This window comes from Flavobacterium oncorhynchi, assembly GCF_002217355.1.
Taxonomy (GTDB): domain Bacteria; phylum Bacteroidota; class Bacteroidia; order Flavobacteriales; family Flavobacteriaceae; genus Flavobacterium; species Flavobacterium oncorhynchi.
This window is the reverse complement of record NZ_MUHA01000006.1, coordinates 65343-83853: the sequence shown is the minus strand read 5'-3', so window position 1 is coordinate 83853 and position 18511 is coordinate 65343. Positions and strand designations below refer to the sequence as shown.

Here is an 18511-nt window from a genome sequence, read left to right as displayed (position 1 = left end):
ATGGGACCATCAATTAGTCTTGGCAATTACGAACCAGATATTGTACCTGAACCTTGGGAAGAATATCAATATAGAGATTTATATAGATCTTACTATACACAAAGTATATCAATGAAAATAAATGGCTTATTTCATTGTATTACCGCTTTGACATCTTTAGAACTGAATAAATGTTACACTGATCCTGTTGAAAGAGGCGATGTTTCAACAACCCCAAGAAATTGTTATTTGAGCGCCTTAACCATCTATATGGATAATAAAGGACGAATAATAAAAGGAGAAAAAGTCAACACAACATTCAAATTAAAGTATGTAAATGGAGAGCACATTTTAGACCCTTCTTCCAAAATACAAAAAGAGCTAGAACAATGTGTTGACAAAAAGGAACTTCATAATCTGGTAATAAAGAACAAGCAGATTACTTTCAGGAATGGGAAAATATATTTACTAAAAAAATTCCACGAGTACATTAAACAAGCTTCCATTTGCAACCGCAGAACTTATATAAATTATACCTATTTAAAAGTTTCTGAAAACAGAGATGATTTAAATAAAAAGCTAAGCCTATTAGGAATCACAACAGCTGCTGTTGGTTTTTTACCAGGAAAAGCATCTGTAATCGCAGACACATCAATAAAAATTTTAGGATTTGCCTTAAGTGCTGAGCCACGATTTAGTCTTGCAGAATATACTTATCCTGTTAACGGACCTGTTTATCTTGACGAGCAAACCTTCTATCAACATTACAAAAGAAACAATACAAATGGTTATGTTTCTCCCCAGAGATCAGAAGGCAAGCCAATTAACAAAGTGAGGGATATATTGAAAGAATTACAAGAATCTGGATTAGCAATAACATGATATGAGAAATATAGCCCTATTATTCCTTACGTTAACATTTATATCTTGCAAAAAGAAAGATACAATTAATCACTTTTTAACCAAACCTATAACACAACAAGATTTGAAAAAGAATGGTTTTTACCACTATTCATATACCGCAATACTAGATGATGAAGATCAAGTTGATGACACAATTAAATCTATTGCAAAATATGATATGTATTCTAATGTAAAACCAGAAGTAAATAAAGAAGGGAAATTATGTCCAACGCAACTATGGAATTTTGACCATGAAGATTCAATTAAAAAGAAAAAAAACATTGATTATCTTAAAAAAGAATTAGATAATACAATTATCACTTATCTTTTTAGAAATGATTCATTATTTTATAAAGAAATTAATGTAATCTTTTTTAACAATCAAAATAAAAACATTCCTGATTTAACAAGTAAAGAAAAAATACTCAAATACTATCATAATATTAAGATTTCAATAAAACCACTATACGAACAGAGCAGCACACAAAATTACCCCACAATATATATGATTGATAATCACAAAAGCATAATTTATTATTCTGAGACAGATAATTGTTATCGTTTTTTTACAAATTATTTAAATAATTCGACCTACTATGATATTCGCGAGTACTGGTATTCTGGTGATGTATTTGAAATGTATTACTTTGATTAAATGAAAACGAATAAAAAAAATCGCCCTTTTGAGGCGATTTTTTCATAACAATTTTTATTTAACTATTAAAGATCAAGCTGATAAACTTCATCAAGCTCTTCGTTTGAACTAATATTTACATTTAAATCGGTTACAAAACCTGAATTTAATCCGTAAACCCATCCGTGAAGCATTAAATCTTGACCGCTTTTCCATGCACCTTGTACAATCGAAGTTTTTGCCAAGTTATAAACCTGCTCTTTAGCATTGATTTCAACAAAAGCATTAAAACGCTCTGTTTCATCTTGAATTGAGTTTAAATATTTATCGTGTAAACGATACTCATCTTTAATATGACGAATCCAGTTATCGATAATTCCAACAGATTGCTGACCCATAGCCGCTTTTACGCCGCCACAACCGTAATGTCCGCAAACAATAACGTGTTTTACTTTTAAAACATTAACGGCATAATCCAAAACACTCAACATATTCATATCTGAGTGAACAACCATGTTTGCAATGTTTCTGTGTACAAAAACTTCACCAGCTTTTGCTCCAATAATTTCGTTTGCAGGAACGCGACTGTCAGAACACCCAATCCATAATAAAGGCGGAGTCTGCCCTTTTGCTAAATCAGCAAAAAAATTAGGATCTAATGCTAATGATTTCTCAACCCATTGCTTATTGTTCTCTAGTAACTGCTTATAAAACTCTTTCATTTTTTTGATTTTTTGATTGGTACTTCAACATGCTTAAACATATAAAAAATAACTTACGGTAAAGTTATCTAATTTTCTAATACTTCTCACCATGAAGAAATACCTTTAATTAATATAATTTGTTTAAACTTTTTCTTTCTGTACCATTTCTCTTTTAGCAACATCATAATAATGTTCTATAGAGACATGATTATTATTCTCTGGTGTGTTTTCAAGTTCGTAAGCTTCTTTAAATCCTTTCAGCTTCACTTCGATGTTTTCGTCAATAGCGCGCGTTTCTTTAAACTCACGAATTAAATCTAAAACATCATGCGCAATATACTCTGTATCTTCTGCACTAATAACTACTTTAGAGTTTTCAGGAATCTCACTCAAAGTCAATTTAATCGCAGCTTTGTTCAAGAAAGAAACTTCTTGCGCTAAATCGATATGAATAATATCTCCGTCTTCGTATTCTTCTTTCTTAAAGCTGTATGCTCTTTTTAAGTTTCCTCTTAATACGAAAATAACACTGATAATAATTCCTAACGCTACACCTTTAAGTAAATCTGTTGCTACAACAAATACTAAGGTTGCAACAAAAGGTATGAACTGATATTTTCCTTTTTCCCAGAAATGTTTGAATGTAGCTGGTTTAGCTAATTTATATCCTACCAAAATTAAAACGGTAGCTAATGTTGCCAATGGAATTTTATTCAAAATAGTAGGAATCGATAAAACACTTATCAATAATAATACACCGTGAATAATAGCCGACATTTTTGATTTTGCTCCTGCATTATTGTTTGCAGAAGATCTCACTACTACAGAAGTCATTGGTAAACCTCCTAAAAGTGAACTCACAATATTACCAATACCTTGTGCTCTAAGCTCAACATTTGTATTCGTATAACGTTTTTGAACATCCATTCTGTCTGCAGCTTCAATACACAAAAGTGTCTCAATAGAAGCTACAATGGCAATTGTAATACCAACTACCCAAACCTGAGGATTTGTAACCGCAGCAAAATTTGGTGTAATTAAAATAGATTTAAATTCGTCAAAAGATTTTGGAACTGGCAATGAAACCAAATGTTCTTTTGCAATCGCCAATGAGCTTCCTGAAGAAACAAAAAATTCGTTTAAAACTACTCCTAGAACAACAGCAACAAGCGCACCTGGAACTAATTTTAATTTCTTTAAAAAAGGAACTTTATCCCAAGAAATTAAAATAGCAAGAGAAACAAGCGAAATTACCACAGCTCCTAAATGAATGTGATTAACTACATCAAACAGAAATGAAAATGAATTACTTCCGTCATTTTGAATGAAAGCCTGATCGCCTTCAAAATCTGCATCGTAACCAAATGCGTGAGGTAATTGTTTTAAAATAATGATAATTCCAATACCTGCCAACATTCCTTCGATAACATTTGTTGGAAAATAATTGGAGATACTTCCGGCTTTTAAAAACCCTAATGCTAATTGAATTAGTCCTGCAATAAAAACAGACATCAAAAACACATCAAAAGCACCTAAATCAGTAATCGCAGTTAAAATAATAGCTGTTAGTCCGGCAGCTGGTCCTGAAACGCTGATATGCGATTGGCTCAAATAACCAACTACTATACCACCAATAACACCTGCAATAATTCCAGAAAATAAAGGCGCTCCAGAAGCCATTGCAATACCTAAACACAACGGAAGAGCGACCAAGAAAACCACTAAACCTGAAGCAAAGTCAGACTTAAGGTTGGCAAAAAGATTAATTTTTTTTGTCATAATACAATACTAAATAAATTATTCATCAAAGTTTTACCGCATTTAATCAAAAATACAGTTAGTTCAAAATAAATCGGAAGTATTATGCCAAGTTGGGAGGTGGAGCAAAAATGCTCGGAGAAATATTGTCTAGTTTTACAATATTTTCAGACGCAATCGTCTTTTTTTCGATATAGACAGGCATAACAACTTCATGTTGAAGTATTGCTGGATATACAGCAGCCTTAAGTTCTTTATGAGAATGCTCTTCTTCAGAAAAACTGAAAAATATAGACGTATCTGTGCTTTTCTTCATCACCGTAATAATTGTAGGGGTAGATAAGAAAGCAATAAATATGAATAATAATATGCGAGCAACTAATTTCATTCCAGCAAAAATAACGTTATACAAACAAAATCAAAGCATCAAACCAAAATTTTCATAGAAATTTAACATTCATAAAAAAGGCAGAATGGGTAACCTACTCATTCTGCCTCTTAATTTATTAACAAACAAGTTATTATAACTCCTCGTCAAGCCAAGCGTTCATCATCCAGATCGTTTTTTCCTGCTCTGCAATAAAATCACTCATCATCGAATTCGTACCTTCATCGTTAATTTCTGCAGATTTATTCAATATTTCCCGCTCAATTTTTAGCAAATCCGATAAAGAGCTCACAATTAAATGAACCGCTTTCTCGTCATTTGATATATTTTTTCCAACAGTTAATTTATTATTTTTAATATAATCCTCAAATGTATGTAAAGGTGTTCCTCCAATTGTCAAAACTCTTTCGGCAATCATATCAATTTTTAATTGTGAATCTGTATACAATTCTTCGAACTTAACATGCAGATCAAAAAAACGTTTCCCTCTAATATTCCAATGAATTCCTCTTAGATTTTGATAATAAACTTGAAAATTTGACAATAGAACATTTAATTCTTTTACTAATAACTCTGATTCTTTTACTGGAAGTCCTAAAATATTTGTTTTCATAATTTTCATTTTTTATAATGAGTTTACTACAAATTTAAGCTAACTTCTTTAAAAAAAACATAAAAAAAAATTATATTTAGTTATTTTTGCATCAAAAAATTCTATTAAAATGACGATAACTCAATTACAATATGTATTAGCCGTTGCAGAGCATAAAAATTTTACGCTTGCTGCTGAAAAATGCTTTGTGACTCAGCCTACTTTAAGTATGCAGATCCAAAAAATTGAAGAAGAACTAAATATTTTAATATTCGACCGAAGTAAAAAACCTATTCAGCTTACGGATATTGGGCAAAAGATTGTAAACCAAGCAAAAAATATTGTAAACGAAGCTGACCGAATTAAAGATATTGTTGAGCAGCAAAAAGGTTTTATTGGCGGAGAATTTCGACTAGGAATTATCCCAACCATTATGCCGACTCTTTTACCTATGTTTTTAAATAATTTCATTAAGAAATATCCAAAGGTTAAACTTTTAATTGAAGAGCTTAATACGGATGAAATTATTGTAAAATTAAAAAACGGTCATTTGGATGCAGCTATTGCAGCAACTCCGCTTGAAGATGAAAAAATAAAAGAGATCGTTTTATACTTTGAGCCATTTGTAGCCTATATTCCAGAACATCACAGCAGTTTTCAAAAAGAAGAAATCGAAGTTGCTGATTTAAACATCAATGAAATTTTACTTTTACAAGACGGGCATTGTTTTAGAGATGGAATTTTAAATTTATGCAAACATAGTGCTGATGCTGACCAAAATAATTTTCAAATTCAAAGTGGAAGTTTTGAAACTTTGATAAAACTAGCCGACGAAGGTTTGGGCACAACATTACTTCCGTATTTGCACACTTTAGACTTAAAAGAATCCGATAAACTGAAACTGCGAAATTTTAAGGAACCAAAACCTGCTCGCGAAGTAAGTTTAATTTACCCGAAGAGCGAATTAAAAATGCAAATTATTGATGCACTTAGATCAACAATTGCCGGCGTCGTAAAAGGAGCCATTGTTTTTCAAAACGTGCAAATCATCAGTCCGCTGCAAAAGAAATAAAAATAAAAAAGGAGCCAATTTCGGCTCCTTTTCTTTTATACTTTAATTAGTAGTAGACTTTGTTTAAGTTCTGGTTTTTCAATTATAAAATTTAATAACCATTCTTGCAATTGTTCCATTTCGTATGGCAACAGTGTTTTGATAGCTTTTTCTAGTTCTTTACAAAAAAGTATCGGATCGAAACTTACTCTTTCAAGTATTGATTTCGTGTAATCAAACATTATTTTTGACATAATAAAACAAGATTTTCGGGGATTATCTATTATTTTAAACTCGAGCCAAATTTAAGCAAATATCATTCATAAAGACAATTTTTAACTTATTTTTTTAAAAACTTTAGCAGCGAATACGTTTTCTTACTACATATAAATCAATCTAGAATCGTTCTAAACAACTCATTTAAACCTTTTTAAAAGCTCTAAACATTTCTCTTTTCCCAGGAGGCCCTGTTAATTTTTCAACAGTAAAACCAACCTCAATCATACTTCTTTTAACAACTCCTCGAGCAGCATACGTAACAAGAACGCCGTTTGGCTTTAAACTATTGTACATTTTCTGAAAAATGGCTGTACTCCAAAGCTCCGGCTGTACTCGATATCCGAAAGCATCAAAGTAAATCAAATCAAAAATTTCTAAATCATCAATTTCATCAAAAAATTGTTTTCTTTTAGTTAATGAAAATCTTGAGTTAATTTTCACTTCTTGATTCCACTCGCTTTCATGCATTTTTTTAAATACTTCCGAAAAATTTTCTGCTTCTAATTCTTCAACATAATTCATTCCCAAAACTTCACTTGCAGCAATCGGATATGCTTCTACTCCAACATAATTAATGTGCTTCTGCTTTTGTTCTGATTCTAAAAAAGTAATAAACGCATTTAAACCAGTACCAAAACCAATTTCAAGAATAGAAACCGGATTACTTTCAAATAATGACAACCCATTTTTTATAAATACATGTTTTGCTTCTTGAATAGCACCATGTTTGGAATGGTAACTTTCGTTCCATTCTTCCAAATGAATTGTTGTTGAACCATCTAGCGTTTTAATTATTTCTCTTTTCACTATTTTCAAATTTTACAATGAATTTACATTGATTTATAGTCCATTTTCTCAGTCAAATTTAGTCAAAACAAATGCGTAAAGCCTTAAAAAACGACACTTTTTTCATAAAATCTTTATAAAACTTCGCTAAAATTTTAGGTTTATTATAAGATAAACAAATCTCAGTCAAATACAGGAATTAATGCAGTTTTACTAAACAAATTATATATTTTTCCGTAATTTTGCATTCAACAAAACCTATTCTTCATCAGATCATTACGTTAGATTTTCATTTGAAAGAATACAAATTAGATAAAAACTTTACATAATTATGAGTACAACTCAAACAAGCAAAATTGAAATCAGAAAAGCTGAATCGTCTAAGATAAGCTCTGTAGACTTTGAAAACTTAAGCTTTGGTGCTGTATTTACAGACCATTTATTAGAATGTGATTATAAAGACGGACAATGGCAGACTCCGGTCATTAAGCCATATGCGCCTATTTTAATGGATCCATCTTCTAAAGTCTTTCATTATGGACAAGCTATTTTTGAAGGAATGAAAGCTTACAAAGATGAGAATAATGATGTTTGGTTGTTTAGACCTGATGAAAATTACAAGCGTTTCAACAATTCTGCTGTTCGTATGGCGATGCCGGAAGTTCCAGAAGATGTATTTATGGAAGGTTTGAATGAATTATTAAAAATCGACCAAGAATGGATTCAAAGAGGAAATGGTGCAAGTATGTACATTCGTCCTTTTATGATTGCGACAGGACCTGGAGTAATCGCAAATCCATCTGACGAATATAAATTTATGATTTTACTTTCTCCTGCAAAATCTTACTATGGAGGTGAAGTAAAAGTAATTATTGCTGAACATTACAGTAGAGCTGCAAATGGTGGAATTGGTGCTGCAAAAGCAGCAGGAAACTACGCTGCTCAGTTTTACCCAACTAACTTAGCAAACAAAGATGGTTTTCAACAAGTTATTTGGACTGACGATGCCACGCATACAAAATTAGAAGAAGCTGGAACAATGAACGTTTTCTTCAGAATTAACGATACTCTATTGACAGCTCCAACAAGCGAAAGAATTTTGGATGGTATTACCAGAAAAAGTTTAATTGCAATGGCTGAAAAAGAAGGCTTAAATGTTGAAGTTCGTCCAGTAATTGTTTCTGAACTAGTTGAAGCTGCTAAAAACGGATCTTTAAAAGAAATTTTTGGAGCTGGTACTGCTGCAGTAATCAGTGTAATTAAAGGATTCTCATATAAAGGTGAATATTATGAAATGACTCCAGTAGAGAATTCATACGCTTCATTCTTGAAAGAAAAACTAACAAGTCTTCAAAATAAACTTTCTGAAGATACTTATGGATGGACAGTTAAAGTTCAATAATTCAAAGATATTTAAATATAAAAACCCGACAGATTTTAAAAATCTGTCGGGTTCGTTTTTTTTCACAATCTTGTCATTTCGACGAAGGAGAAATCTCCACAAGTAACTCCGCAACGAAAGACCAATCTTTGTAGAGCTTCTAGCGAAGATTTCTCCTTCGTCGAAATGACAAAAATAACGCAGAGCTTTGCGAACTTTACGTTTTTACACGAACAGCAGAAAAAAAACTTAGCGTCCTTTGCGTTTAATCTTCTTTATAACAACTTCGAAAAATCAGGCTTAAAATAATTTGGCCCTTTCATCACTTTTCCATCTTCACGATAAATAGGCTTTCCGTCTTCGCCAAGTTTACTCATATTACTACGCTGAATTTCATCAAAAACAGCTTCAATTTTATCCTGCAGACCATGTTCGATAATTGTACCGCATAAAATATACATCATATCACCAAGTGCATCAGCAATTTCAACTAAATCATTATTTTGAACCGCTTCAAGATATTCTTCATTTTCTTCTTTCATTAAATTATAACGAAGCAGTTTTTTAGTTTCTCCTAAATCAGCAATTGGAGTATGACTGTGACCTATTTTAAAAGCAGTATGAAATTCTGTAACTGCATCCAGTTGTTTCTTCATGTTTTTATTTGATTAAATGAAATGGCAAATTAGCAACAAATCGTATACAATTCTCTAAATTTGTCAAAAATAATTTTTAAAGTATGTTTAGTCAAGGACAATTAATTTTCGGACTCTGTTTTTTTATCGCATTTGTAATCATAATGATTTTTGCTTACCGTAAAGATCTAGCGCTGCACAAAGTTTTTTACAAAGGAAATTACAAAGTCCTTATTGCATTTCTTCTTTTTATTGCGATTTTATTCGTAATTAAAGTCTTTCTAAAAAGATAAGCCCAAAACTTAAACTTTCAAGAAAAGCACAATTTAACCTTTCCCAAATCGTTATTTTATAAAATCCAGTAATTGGAAACAAAATTGAATCCAACTTTTATTTTTGTTATTAGTTTGGACTCGCAATAAAATTTATAACTTTACGCAAAACCTGCATCAATGAAGATTCTAAAATATTTATTTCTTTTACTATTATTAAGTTTAGTCGCTCTAACCGTTTTTGTTGCTACCCAAAAAGGGATTTTTTCTGTTGAAAGAAGCAAAGTCATCAATTCGCCAAAAGCTACAGTCTATAATTATGTAAATGATTTTAGAAACTATGAAGATTTTGAATCTTGGTCTACAGAAGATCCATCAATAAAAATGACTTTTCCGAACAAAACCAGCGGAAATGGAGCATCATTTTATTGGTCAGGTGATGAAGGCAATGGAAATGCAATTACCCTAAAAACAAAAGAAGGTGAAAGCATTGAACAAAAAATGAAATACGACGGCACAGAAGCTGACGTAACTTGGACTTTTAAGGATACTTTGGCAGGTAAAACAAAAGTTACTTGGAAAGCAAAAGGAACCATGAGCTTTTTGTTTAAAATATACACAGCGCTAAATGGCGGTTCTGACAAGGTTATTGGAACTATTTACGAAAAAAGCCTCGCAAATATTGACAAAAATTTAGATTACGAAACAAAAACTTATGCTGTAGAAGTAAATGGGGTTGTAAAGAAAACTGAAACTCCATATATCAAACAGACTTTTACCAGTGAAATTCAGAAAGTAAATAAAAATGCCAGAATTGTTATTCCAAAACTTATTCACTTTAGCGAAACCAATGGTCTAAGTACAACTGGAAAACCATTTATCATTTATCATACCTATGATACTGCGTCAGGATTAGCAAAAATTTCAATATGTCTTCCTATAAACAAAGAAATATCAATTAGTTCTGGAAGTGATATTTCATCAGGAAAATTAAATGGTTTTGATGCGGTGAAAACAACTTTAAAAGGTGATTATTCACATACTAACGAAGCTATTTCAAAAACAACAGCATATATTAACAATCAAAAGATAAAACCAGAATTAAGCTGGTCGCATCTTGAAGTTTTATCGATCAGTAAATTAGATGTAAAAAGCCCATCTAAATTACTAACGGAAATCTACTTCCCTATTATTCCTAAAATCGTGCCTGCAGCGCCAGTCAACTCACCAGTTTATTCATCTGAACCAGAAGAAGGTGTCGACACTGTAAGGCCCGAAACAGCAAAACCTGCCGTAACGAAACCTGCTACACCAAAGCCGGCAACTCCAAAACCTGCAACACCACCAACACAAACTCAAGAAGAAGAGCAATCAGAATTTTAAACTTTCGAAGGTCATTAAACCTTTTGTTTAAAATTCATTCTAACACTATATAAAGGTTTGATAAATCAAAAAGTTTGACAGACGAGAAGGAATTTATACAACAATTATTAAATCCTAAAACGCAAAATACAGCGTTTCAAAAACTCCTATCTGATTATCAAAAACCATTGTATTCTCATATTCGAAATATTGTTTTGAATCATGATGATGCCGACGATGTTTTACAAAACACTTTCGTTAAAGTATTTCAATACTTAAAAAACTTCAAGGAAGAAAGCAGGCTTTTTTCCTGGATGTATCGCATTGCCACAAATGAAGCTTTGACTTTTTTAAATCAGAAAGCAAAACTAAATGGTATTACTTCTGAAAGTCTGCAAAATAAAACAATTGATAATTTAAAATCAGATGTTTATTTTGATGGAGATGAAATTCAGATCAAACTTCAAAGAGCAATAATTACATTACCTGAAAAACAACAGTTGGTTTTTAAAATGAAATATTTTGAAGAATTAAAGTACGAAGAAATTTCAGAAATTCTTGGAACATCGGTTGGCGCACTAAAAGCATCTTATCATCATGCTGTGAAAAAAATAGAAATATATGTTACATCAAATTAAACCTTTTGCAGCAAAACTTATCTTATTGTTATTATGAAAGCATTTAAACTAGAAAACGAACCGAAAATATCATCAGGATTTAAAACTCCTGAAAATTATTTTGATACAATCTCGGCAAAAGTTTTACAGCAGATAAACGAAGAAGAAGTTAAAATAATTCCGATATACAAACGCAAAAAAACAATCACCCTTATTGCTGCCGCTTTAGTAGGTATTGCATTAATGATTCCTATTATCAACAATTATAATGCAACATCAAAAGAACTTGATGAAGCAACTTTAGAAACCTACTTGTCTTACCAATCAAATTTAAATCAATACGATTTAATTCGAGAATTAGACACTAAAGACATTGAAAAGCTGAATAAAAATGTTGCACTGGAACAAGAAACTCTAGAAGACATCTTATCTTCTAATCCAAATATTGAAAATTTAATTTCTGAATAAAAAACAAAAAAATTAAAATATGAAAACTAAAAATATACTAACATTCCTTCTGTTTTTAGTAAGCTTTTCATTTTACGCTCAAAATGACAAAGCAGATGATAAACGTGAAAAGATCAAAGCATATAAGGTTTCTTTTTTAACAACTGAATTAGAACTTACTTCAACTGAAGCTGAAAAATTTTGGCCAATTTACAATACTTATGACGATAAACAATATGAACTGCGTCATAACAAAATGAAAACTTACCTGCGTAAATTAGATGACGATAATCTAAGTTCTCTTTCAGAAAAAGAAGCAGCTGCATTATTATCTCAAATCGAATCTACAGATAAAGAACTGTATCTTTTACGCGAGAAATACACAGCAAATCTTAAAAAAATACTTTCGGCAAAGAAAATATTAAAGCTTAAAAAATCTGAAGATGATTTTAATCGAAAATTATTAAAACAATACCGAGACAAAGCAGGAAAAAATTAAGCTTCTTAAAAATACAACAGCGATAAGAACCCTATATAATAATACTTACTTTATTATTTAGGGTTCTTGTTTTTTTTACTTAAAATTAAGTCGAACTACTTTATTATGTCCTGCAGCTATTGCTGTATTTCTATTGATAAAGCGAACAGTAAAAAATTTAGTATCTGTAGATAATTGTGTCCAGTTTTCACCTCCATTTTGAGAATACTGAATTCCCTCAGAGCCTACACAAATAATCTCTTTTCCATTTCCTCCTGGAACGTATTGCACACATGATGCATAACCAAATCCCATATTCTGCCCAATCAATTCCCAAGTCTTTCCGCCATCTTTTGTAAAGGCCTTGTTATCTACTTTTCTACTCGGAATCTCATAATCACCTCCTGCAATAAAACCGTGTTTAGAATCATAAAAATCTGCAGTAAAAATACCTGTCATCGCTTTTCCCTGCACAATTGGAGTTTCAACAACTTTCCATGTTTTTGCCTTATCTGCTGAATAAAAAACACGTGCTTTTTTTCCACCTGAAACCAGCCAAGTATCATTCCCTTTTATAACAATATTAGTATTACTTGCTGCAAAAGCGGCTTCTCCCACTGCATTTGTTGGCAATTTATCAGATAATATTTTAGTCCAAGTTTCTCCGCCATCACGAGTAACAATTATAGAAAAAGTATCTTCTGTTGGATCTCCAATAGCAATACCTTCTTTATCATTCCAAAACTGCATACTGTCGTAAAAAACTTTCGGATTTATCTCTTTATAAACCAGTTTCACTTTTTTGTCTTTTTTATCAACAGAATAGAGCAATGCTGGGTTTGCAACACTTAATAGAAACACATTTTTTGAAGTTTGTGCAATGCTTCTAAATTCTAACTTAAGTGTATCACGATAAATATGCTCTTCAAACTTCTCTTTTTTATCTAAATCATAATAGCCAAAACGAGAATTATCAGCTCCATACCAAACTTTATTTTTATCGATTAAAATTGCTCTTATACTAATTTTATCTTTAAACAAAGTATCTATTGTCATTGATGTAAAACCGCTGCTGAAATTAACTTTGGCTTTATAATTAAATGTTTGAAATGACATCAATAAAATAAAAATACTGCAAAATAAAACTAGTTTTTTCATATAAAATAAGATTTGGCTGTTGCTAAAATACAATTTATTATAACATTTCAAATAAGTTTTCGCTTTTTTATAAAACAACTTTTCCCTCCTCTAATATCCATCAAACAAAATTACTTTTCTATCCAAATAAAACATAAACAACTATACAACAGTCATCTAAAAACACATTAAGCTATAAATAAATTTGTGGCACAGTAATTGGATATCTCCCAATATTAATATTTAATAGATTTTATCATGAAAACTAAACTACTTTTTATAGCGCTCGCAGCATTAGTTTTAGGTTCTTGTTCAGCACAAAGCCAAACTACTGTTTACGCAAAAAACTCAGACATTAGTGATAACTTAGATCTTAGAGCGGTTGCCTCGATGTTTGGAGAATCATCAAATCTTCAAGACTTTGAAAGACGTTTAAATGATCCTAAATATCAAATTTCAAACCTTGATTTAAACGGCGATGATCAGGTTGATTATTTGCGTGTTATCGAATCGGTAGAAAACAGAACACACGTTGTAATTATTCAAGCTGTATTAGATCGCGACGTTTATCAAGACGTAGCTACTATTGATGTAGAAAGAGACAATTACAACAAAGTAAGTGTTCAAATTGTAGGAAACTCTTATTTATATGGAACAAACTATATTTATGAGCCCGTTTACAATGTCGTTCCAGTGATTTATTCTTCATTCTGGGTTACCAATTATAGACCTTATTATTCATCATGGTATTGGAATTATTATCCAACTTATTATGCTGCTTGGAGTCCGTATCCTGTTTACAGATATAGAAATAACATCAACGTTTGCATCAATGTGAATAATCGCTACAACTACGTAAACTATAGAAGAAGCTATAGAGCTCCTGTACTTTATGAGTCAAGACGTACTTATGGTTACGAAAAAATCAGACCTAATTATAGTTTTGAACAAAGACATGCTAATACTGGAAACAGATACGATTTAGATCAAAGACGAATTGCAAGCAGAGAATCAAACAGATCTCAAAACACTTATAATTCAAATCGATCAAACACAAACAGAGTGTCTTCTAACAGTGATTTTGGAAACAACAGAAGCTATAATGATAACCGATCAACATCTAACAGAAATTATAACAATACGAATCGTTCAACAAATTCTAGCAGAGAAAATTCAACAGTTGTATCAAATCCGGTAAGAACAGAGAACAATAGAAACAATTCGAACGTTTCTTCACCAAGAACTTCTTATGAAACTAGAACAAACAGAGTTTCTGAACAAGCAAATCAGCCATCAAGAAGTTATTCTGAAAACAGAGCAAGTTCAAATAATAGAATGAGCACTGAAAGAAGTGTTCCTGTACAAAGAACAGAATCATCAAGAGGTTATTCTTCTGATAGAAGTTCAACAAACAGAACTGTCAATCAATCAGCTGCACCGGCACAAAGAACAGAATCACCAAGAAGCTATTCTCAAAACAGAGGTAGTTCTGACAACTCCTCTTACTCAAGATCCCAAAGCGCACAGCGTTCTGAATCATCAAGAGGAAGTCAGGAATCAAGAAGCAGCCAGCCGCAGAGAGAAAGTGGTTCCGGTTCAAGAGAAGGCGGACGAAGAGGATAACTTAAATATTTCTATTTTTTATTTAAAACTAAAAGCACAATTTGGGGATTGTGCTTTTTTTTATCTTTTTACTTATAATAGCTGCTAATTTGTTTTAAAACAGTAAATTTGCAACCGTCTTTTATAAAAATATACATGAGCGCATCGCATAAAAACTTACATAGTAAGTTGTCTATAGGGGGTTTATTGATAACATTAGGGATTATTTATGGAGATATTGGTACATCTCCATTGTATGTAATGAAAGCCATTCTTGGCGACCATACCATTAATGCCGACATTGTATTAGGCGGTATTTCATGTGTGTTTTGGACTTTGACTTTACAAACCACTATAAAATATGTGCTTATAACTTTAAGTGCCGACAATCACGGCGAAGGCGGGATTTTTGCCTTATACGCTTTAGTCAAAAAAACCAAGATACAATGGCTCATTGTGCCCGCGATTATTGGAGGAAGCGCACTGCTTGCAGATGGTATTATTACACCGCCAATCTCAATTTCATCAGCGGTTGAAGGAATTAGAGCATTCTACCCAACAATGGAAACTCAAACCATTGTTTATATTGTAATTGCAATTCTTTTTGTTCTGTTTACCATACAACAATTTGGAACTAAACTAGTTGGAAAGTTTTTCGCTCCAATGATGTTGATTTGGTTTGCGATGTTAGGAACATTAGGATTTATTCAGATCATGCACTTCCCTGAAGTTATAAAAGCTATAAATCCATATTACGCATATCATTTATTATCAGTTCATCCTGATGGTTTCTTTGTTCTTGGCTTTGTATTTTTATGTACTACTGGAGCTGAAGCTTTGTATTCAGACATGGGACATTGCGGTCGAAAAAATATTAGAATAAGCTGGATGTTTGTAAAAACGACTTTAGTATTAAATTACTTTGGTCAGGCTGCCTATCTTATTCATCATGAAGGAAGTACTTTACAACAATTAGGCGGTGAAAACGGAAATCCGTTTTACCTTATTATGCCGCATTGGTTTTTACCATTTGGTATCGTTGTAGCCACTTTAGCAGCAGTTATTGCTTCTCAAGCACTTATCAGTGGTTCATTTACTTTGATTAATGAAGCAATGCGTTTGAATTTTTGGCCAAAAGTAAAAATCAAATATCCTACTGAAGTTAAAGGGCAATTGTATATTCCGTCAATAAACTGGTTATTGTTTTTTGGTTGTGTTGGTATTGTATTGCACTTTGAAAAATCAGGAAACATGGAGCATGCCTATGGTCTTGCAATTATTTTATGTATGATCATGACGACCATTTTACTGAATTATTACTTAATCATGAAACGCGTAAAACTGTATTTCATGGTGCCTCTTATTACTATTTACTTATTAATAGAATTCAGTTTCCTTATTGCAAACATTACAAAATTTGCCGAAGGAGGTTATGTAACTTTAATCATTGCGAGTATATTAATTTCAATAATGACGATTTGGTATCTTGCTAAAAAAATCAACAAGAATTATACAAAAGTTGTCAAAATTGACGATTACAAAAAGGTATTAATGGAGTTGAGCGAAGACCTTTCTATTCCTAAATATGCTACGCACTTAGTCTATATGACTAATGCAAATCGCGTTGACGAATTAGAGGAAAAAGTAATTTATTCGATCTTACAAAAACGTCCAAAAAGAGCCGATATTTATTGGTTTGTTCACGTAAACATTCTTACTGAACCTTATAAAACACAATATAAAGTTACAGAAATTGCTAAAGACGACATTTACAGAATCGATTTTAATTTAGGATTTAGAGAACCTACAAAAATCAATTTAATGTTTAGAGAAGTAATTCGAGATATGGTGAAACGTGGTGAAGTTGATATTACAAGTCGTTACGAATCATTGAACAAAAACAATATTATTGGAGACTTTAAATTTGTATTGTCTGAGAAATTTTTATCAAATGACAACGATTTAAGATGGCACGAAAACATCATCATGAACTCGTATTTCTTTATCAAGAAACTGAGTTTGTCTGAAGAAAGAGCTTTTGGTTTAGACAGCAGTTCTGTTAAAGTAGAGAAATTCCCAATGGTGCTTCATGCTCCAGAAAACATTGGATTAACACGTATTGTTCCTAAAGAATAAAAAGCGTCCAAAATATTTCAAAAAAAACACTCTAATTAAGAGTGTTTTTTCTTTTAATGAGAATCAGAAATAAGATTCAGTATTAAAAATTTAACTTTCAATCAATTAATAGTACCTTTGCAACTCAAATATTAGAAATGAGATTACACAGAAATTTAGTTTATACTACCATCGATTCTTTAAATGCAATTTTCAACGAAGGAGAATATGCAGACAAAGTGGTAGCCAGAGCATTAAAAAAAGACAAACGTTGGGGAAGTTCTGACAGGAAGTTTGTTGCTGAAACGATATACGAAATTGTTCGTTGGAAAAGATTATACGCAGAAATTGCAGAAGTTAAAGAACCTTATGACAGAGACAATCTATGGAGAATGTTTGCTGTTTGGGCTGTTTTAAGAGGATACCCAATCCCAGATTGGAGACAATTAGAAGGAACTCCTGAAAGAAAAATCAAAGGACGTTTTGACGAGCTTTCGAAAGTGAGAGCTTTAAAAGAATCTATTCCAGACTGGATGGACGAATTGGGCGTAAAAGAACTTGGCGAAAAAATTTGGTCAAAAGAAATTACAGCTCAAAACCAACCAGCTAAAGTTATCCTGAGAACCAATACATTAAAAGGTACCAAAGAAAACTTAAGAAATACCCTGATGGATTTAAATATTGAAACAGAGTATTTAAAAGACCAACCAGAAGCTTTAGTTTTAAAAGAAAGAGCAAACGTATTTTTGACAGATGCTTTTAAACAAGGGCTTTTTGAAGTTCAGGATGCCAACTCACAATTGGTTGCCGGTTTTCTAGATGTAAAACCTGGAATGCGCGTTGTAGACACTTGTGCTGGAGCAGGTGGAAAAACATTACACATTGCATCTTTAATGGAAAACAAAGGACAACTAATTGCAATGGACTTATATGAAAGCAAACTAAAGCAATTAAAATTAAGAGCAAAAAGAAATGGTGCTTTTAATATTGAATACCGTATCATTGACTCTACAAAAGTGATCAAAAAACTGCATGAAAAAGCAGATCGTGTATTAATTGATGCGCCTTGCAGCGGATTAGGAGTTTTAAAAAGAAACCCTGATTCTAAATGGAAATTACAACCTGAGTTTATCGACAATATTCGTAAAGTTCAGAGTGAAGTTTTAGAAAGCTATTCTAAAATTGTAAAACCAGGCGGAAAATTAGTTTATGCAACTTGTTCTGTTTTACCATCTGAGAATCAAGAGCAAGTACAAAAGTTCTTAAAAACTGAAATCGGACAGCAATTTACTTTTGTAGAAGATCGTAAATTATTGGCTTCAGAATCTGGTTTTGACGGATTTTACATGGCGCTTTTGGAAAGAAAAGCTTAAAATAAATTCCATTCCCGA

Annotated in this window: 19 protein-coding genes; 11 read left to right on the top strand and 8 right to left on the bottom strand. The window is 31.8% G+C overall.

All coding sequences use genetic code 11. The features are described from left to right. Together B0A75_RS04925 and B0A75_RS04920 are read left to right on the top strand one after the other, a co-directional pair. Positions 1-861, top strand: a complete 861-nt coding sequence (locus B0A75_RS04925) for a hypothetical protein (RefSeq protein WP_089053181.1) — start codon at positions 1-3, stop codon at positions 859-861. Between the two features lies 1 nt (position 862). Further along, on the top strand, positions 863-1537 hold the full coding sequence (locus B0A75_RS04920) for a hypothetical protein (protein ID WP_089053180.1): 675 nt from the start codon (positions 863-865) through the stop codon (positions 1535-1537). Positions 1538-1602: 65 nt separating this feature from the next. Here the strand turns inward: B0A75_RS04920 and can are convergent, their stop codons facing one another. The 4 genes from can to B0A75_RS04900 all read right to left on the bottom strand — a co-directional run bounded on the left by can (position 1603) and on the right by B0A75_RS04900 (position 4979). Then, positions 1603-2238: a carbonate dehydratase gene (gene can / locus B0A75_RS04915; protein ID WP_089053179.1), complete on the bottom strand. Its 636-nt coding sequence runs from the start codon at positions 2236-2238 to the stop codon at positions 1603-1605. A 123-nt stretch (positions 2239-2361) separates the two neighbouring features. Further along, positions 2362-3999, bottom strand: a complete 1638-nt coding sequence (locus B0A75_RS04910) for a SulP family inorganic anion transporter (RefSeq protein ID WP_089053178.1) — start codon at positions 3997-3999, stop codon at positions 2362-2364. An 82-nt stretch (positions 4000-4081) separates the two neighbouring features. Further along, complete coding sequence (locus B0A75_RS04905; RefSeq protein WP_089053177.1) at positions 4082-4366, bottom strand: hypothetical protein; 285 nt, start codon at positions 4364-4366, stop codon at positions 4082-4084. 133 nt (positions 4367-4499) lie between these two features. Beyond that, on the bottom strand, positions 4500-4979 hold the full coding sequence (locus tag B0A75_RS04900) for a Dps family protein (RefSeq protein WP_089053277.1): 480 nt from the start codon (positions 4977-4979) through the stop codon (positions 4500-4502). A 109-nt stretch (positions 4980-5088) separates the two neighbouring features. Between B0A75_RS04900 and B0A75_RS04895 the strand changes: the two genes are divergently transcribed. After that, positions 5089-6030 (top strand): LysR substrate-binding domain-containing protein, encoded by a 942-nt coding sequence (locus tag B0A75_RS04895; protein ID WP_089053176.1) that lies wholly within the window; start codon positions 5089-5091, stop codon positions 6028-6030. Positions 6031-6065: 35 nt separating this feature from the next. Here the strand turns inward: B0A75_RS04895 and B0A75_RS20680 are convergent, their stop codons facing one another. Then, positions 6066-6263, bottom strand: coding sequence for a hypothetical protein (locus B0A75_RS20680; protein WP_089053175.1), 198 nt, complete (start codon positions 6261-6263; stop codon positions 6066-6068). Between the two features lie 166 nt (positions 6264-6429). Beyond that, complete coding sequence (mnmD, locus tag B0A75_RS04885; protein ID WP_089053174.1) at positions 6430-7095, bottom strand: tRNA (5-methylaminomethyl-2-thiouridine)(34)-methyltransferase MnmD; 666 nt, start codon at positions 7093-7095, stop codon at positions 6430-6432. A gap of 310 nt (positions 7096-7405) precedes the next feature. Between mnmD and B0A75_RS04880 the strand changes: the two genes are divergently transcribed. Next, on the top strand, positions 7406-8476 hold the full coding sequence (locus B0A75_RS04880; RefSeq protein ID WP_089053173.1) for a branched-chain amino acid aminotransferase: 1071 nt from the start codon (positions 7406-7408) through the stop codon (positions 8474-8476). Positions 8477-8730: 254 nt separating this feature from the next. Here the strand turns inward: B0A75_RS04880 and B0A75_RS04875 are convergent, their stop codons facing one another. After that, on the bottom strand, positions 8731-9111 hold the full coding sequence (locus B0A75_RS04875) for a pyrophosphohydrolase domain-containing protein (protein ID WP_089053172.1): 381 nt from the start codon (positions 9109-9111) through the stop codon (positions 8731-8733). Between the two features lie 431 nt (positions 9112-9542). Here B0A75_RS04875 and B0A75_RS04865 point away from each other — a divergent pair, with 431 nt between their 5' ends. From B0A75_RS04865 to B0A75_RS04850, 4 genes are all read left to right on the top strand, one after another. Further along, complete coding sequence (locus B0A75_RS04865; RefSeq protein WP_089053170.1) at positions 9543-10745, top strand: SRPBCC family protein; 1203 nt, start codon at positions 9543-9545, stop codon at positions 10743-10745. A 74-nt stretch (positions 10746-10819) separates the two neighbouring features. Beyond that, positions 10820-11362, top strand: coding sequence for an RNA polymerase sigma factor (locus B0A75_RS04860; RefSeq protein WP_089053169.1), 543 nt, complete (start codon positions 10820-10822; stop codon positions 11360-11362). A 33-nt stretch (positions 11363-11395) separates the two neighbouring features. After that, a complete protein-coding gene (locus B0A75_RS04855) occupies positions 11396-11809 on the top strand; it encodes a hypothetical protein (protein WP_089053168.1) in 414 nt (137 codons plus the stop codon). Between the two features lie 19 nt (positions 11810-11828). After that, positions 11829-12287, top strand: coding sequence for a sensor of ECF-type sigma factor (locus tag B0A75_RS04850; RefSeq protein WP_089053167.1), 459 nt, complete (start codon positions 11829-11831; stop codon positions 12285-12287). A 75-nt stretch (positions 12288-12362) separates the two neighbouring features. Here the strand turns inward: B0A75_RS04850 and B0A75_RS04845 are convergent, their stop codons facing one another. Continuing rightward, positions 12363-13424, bottom strand: coding sequence for a beta propeller repeat protein (locus tag B0A75_RS04845; RefSeq protein ID WP_089053166.1), 1062 nt, complete (start codon positions 13422-13424; stop codon positions 12363-12365). A 237-nt stretch (positions 13425-13661) separates the two neighbouring features. On the opposite strand from B0A75_RS04845, the gene B0A75_RS04840 reads away from it, so the two are divergent. The 3 genes from B0A75_RS04840 (at position 13662) to B0A75_RS04830 (ending at position 18493) form a co-directional block, all read left to right on the top strand. Continuing rightward, positions 13662-15026 (top strand): hypothetical protein, encoded by a 1365-nt coding sequence (locus B0A75_RS04840; RefSeq protein ID WP_089053165.1) that lies wholly within the window; start codon positions 13662-13664, stop codon positions 15024-15026. A 135-nt stretch (positions 15027-15161) separates the two neighbouring features. Next, positions 15162-17141, top strand: a complete 1980-nt coding sequence (locus B0A75_RS04835) for a KUP/HAK/KT family potassium transporter (protein WP_089053164.1) — start codon at positions 15162-15164, stop codon at positions 17139-17141. A 137-nt stretch (positions 17142-17278) separates the two neighbouring features. Continuing rightward, entirely contained in the window at positions 17279-18493 is a 1215-nt protein-coding gene (locus B0A75_RS04830; protein ID WP_089053163.1) for an RsmB/NOP family class I SAM-dependent RNA methyltransferase, read from the top strand. Positions 18494-18511: the final 18 nt, after the last annotated feature.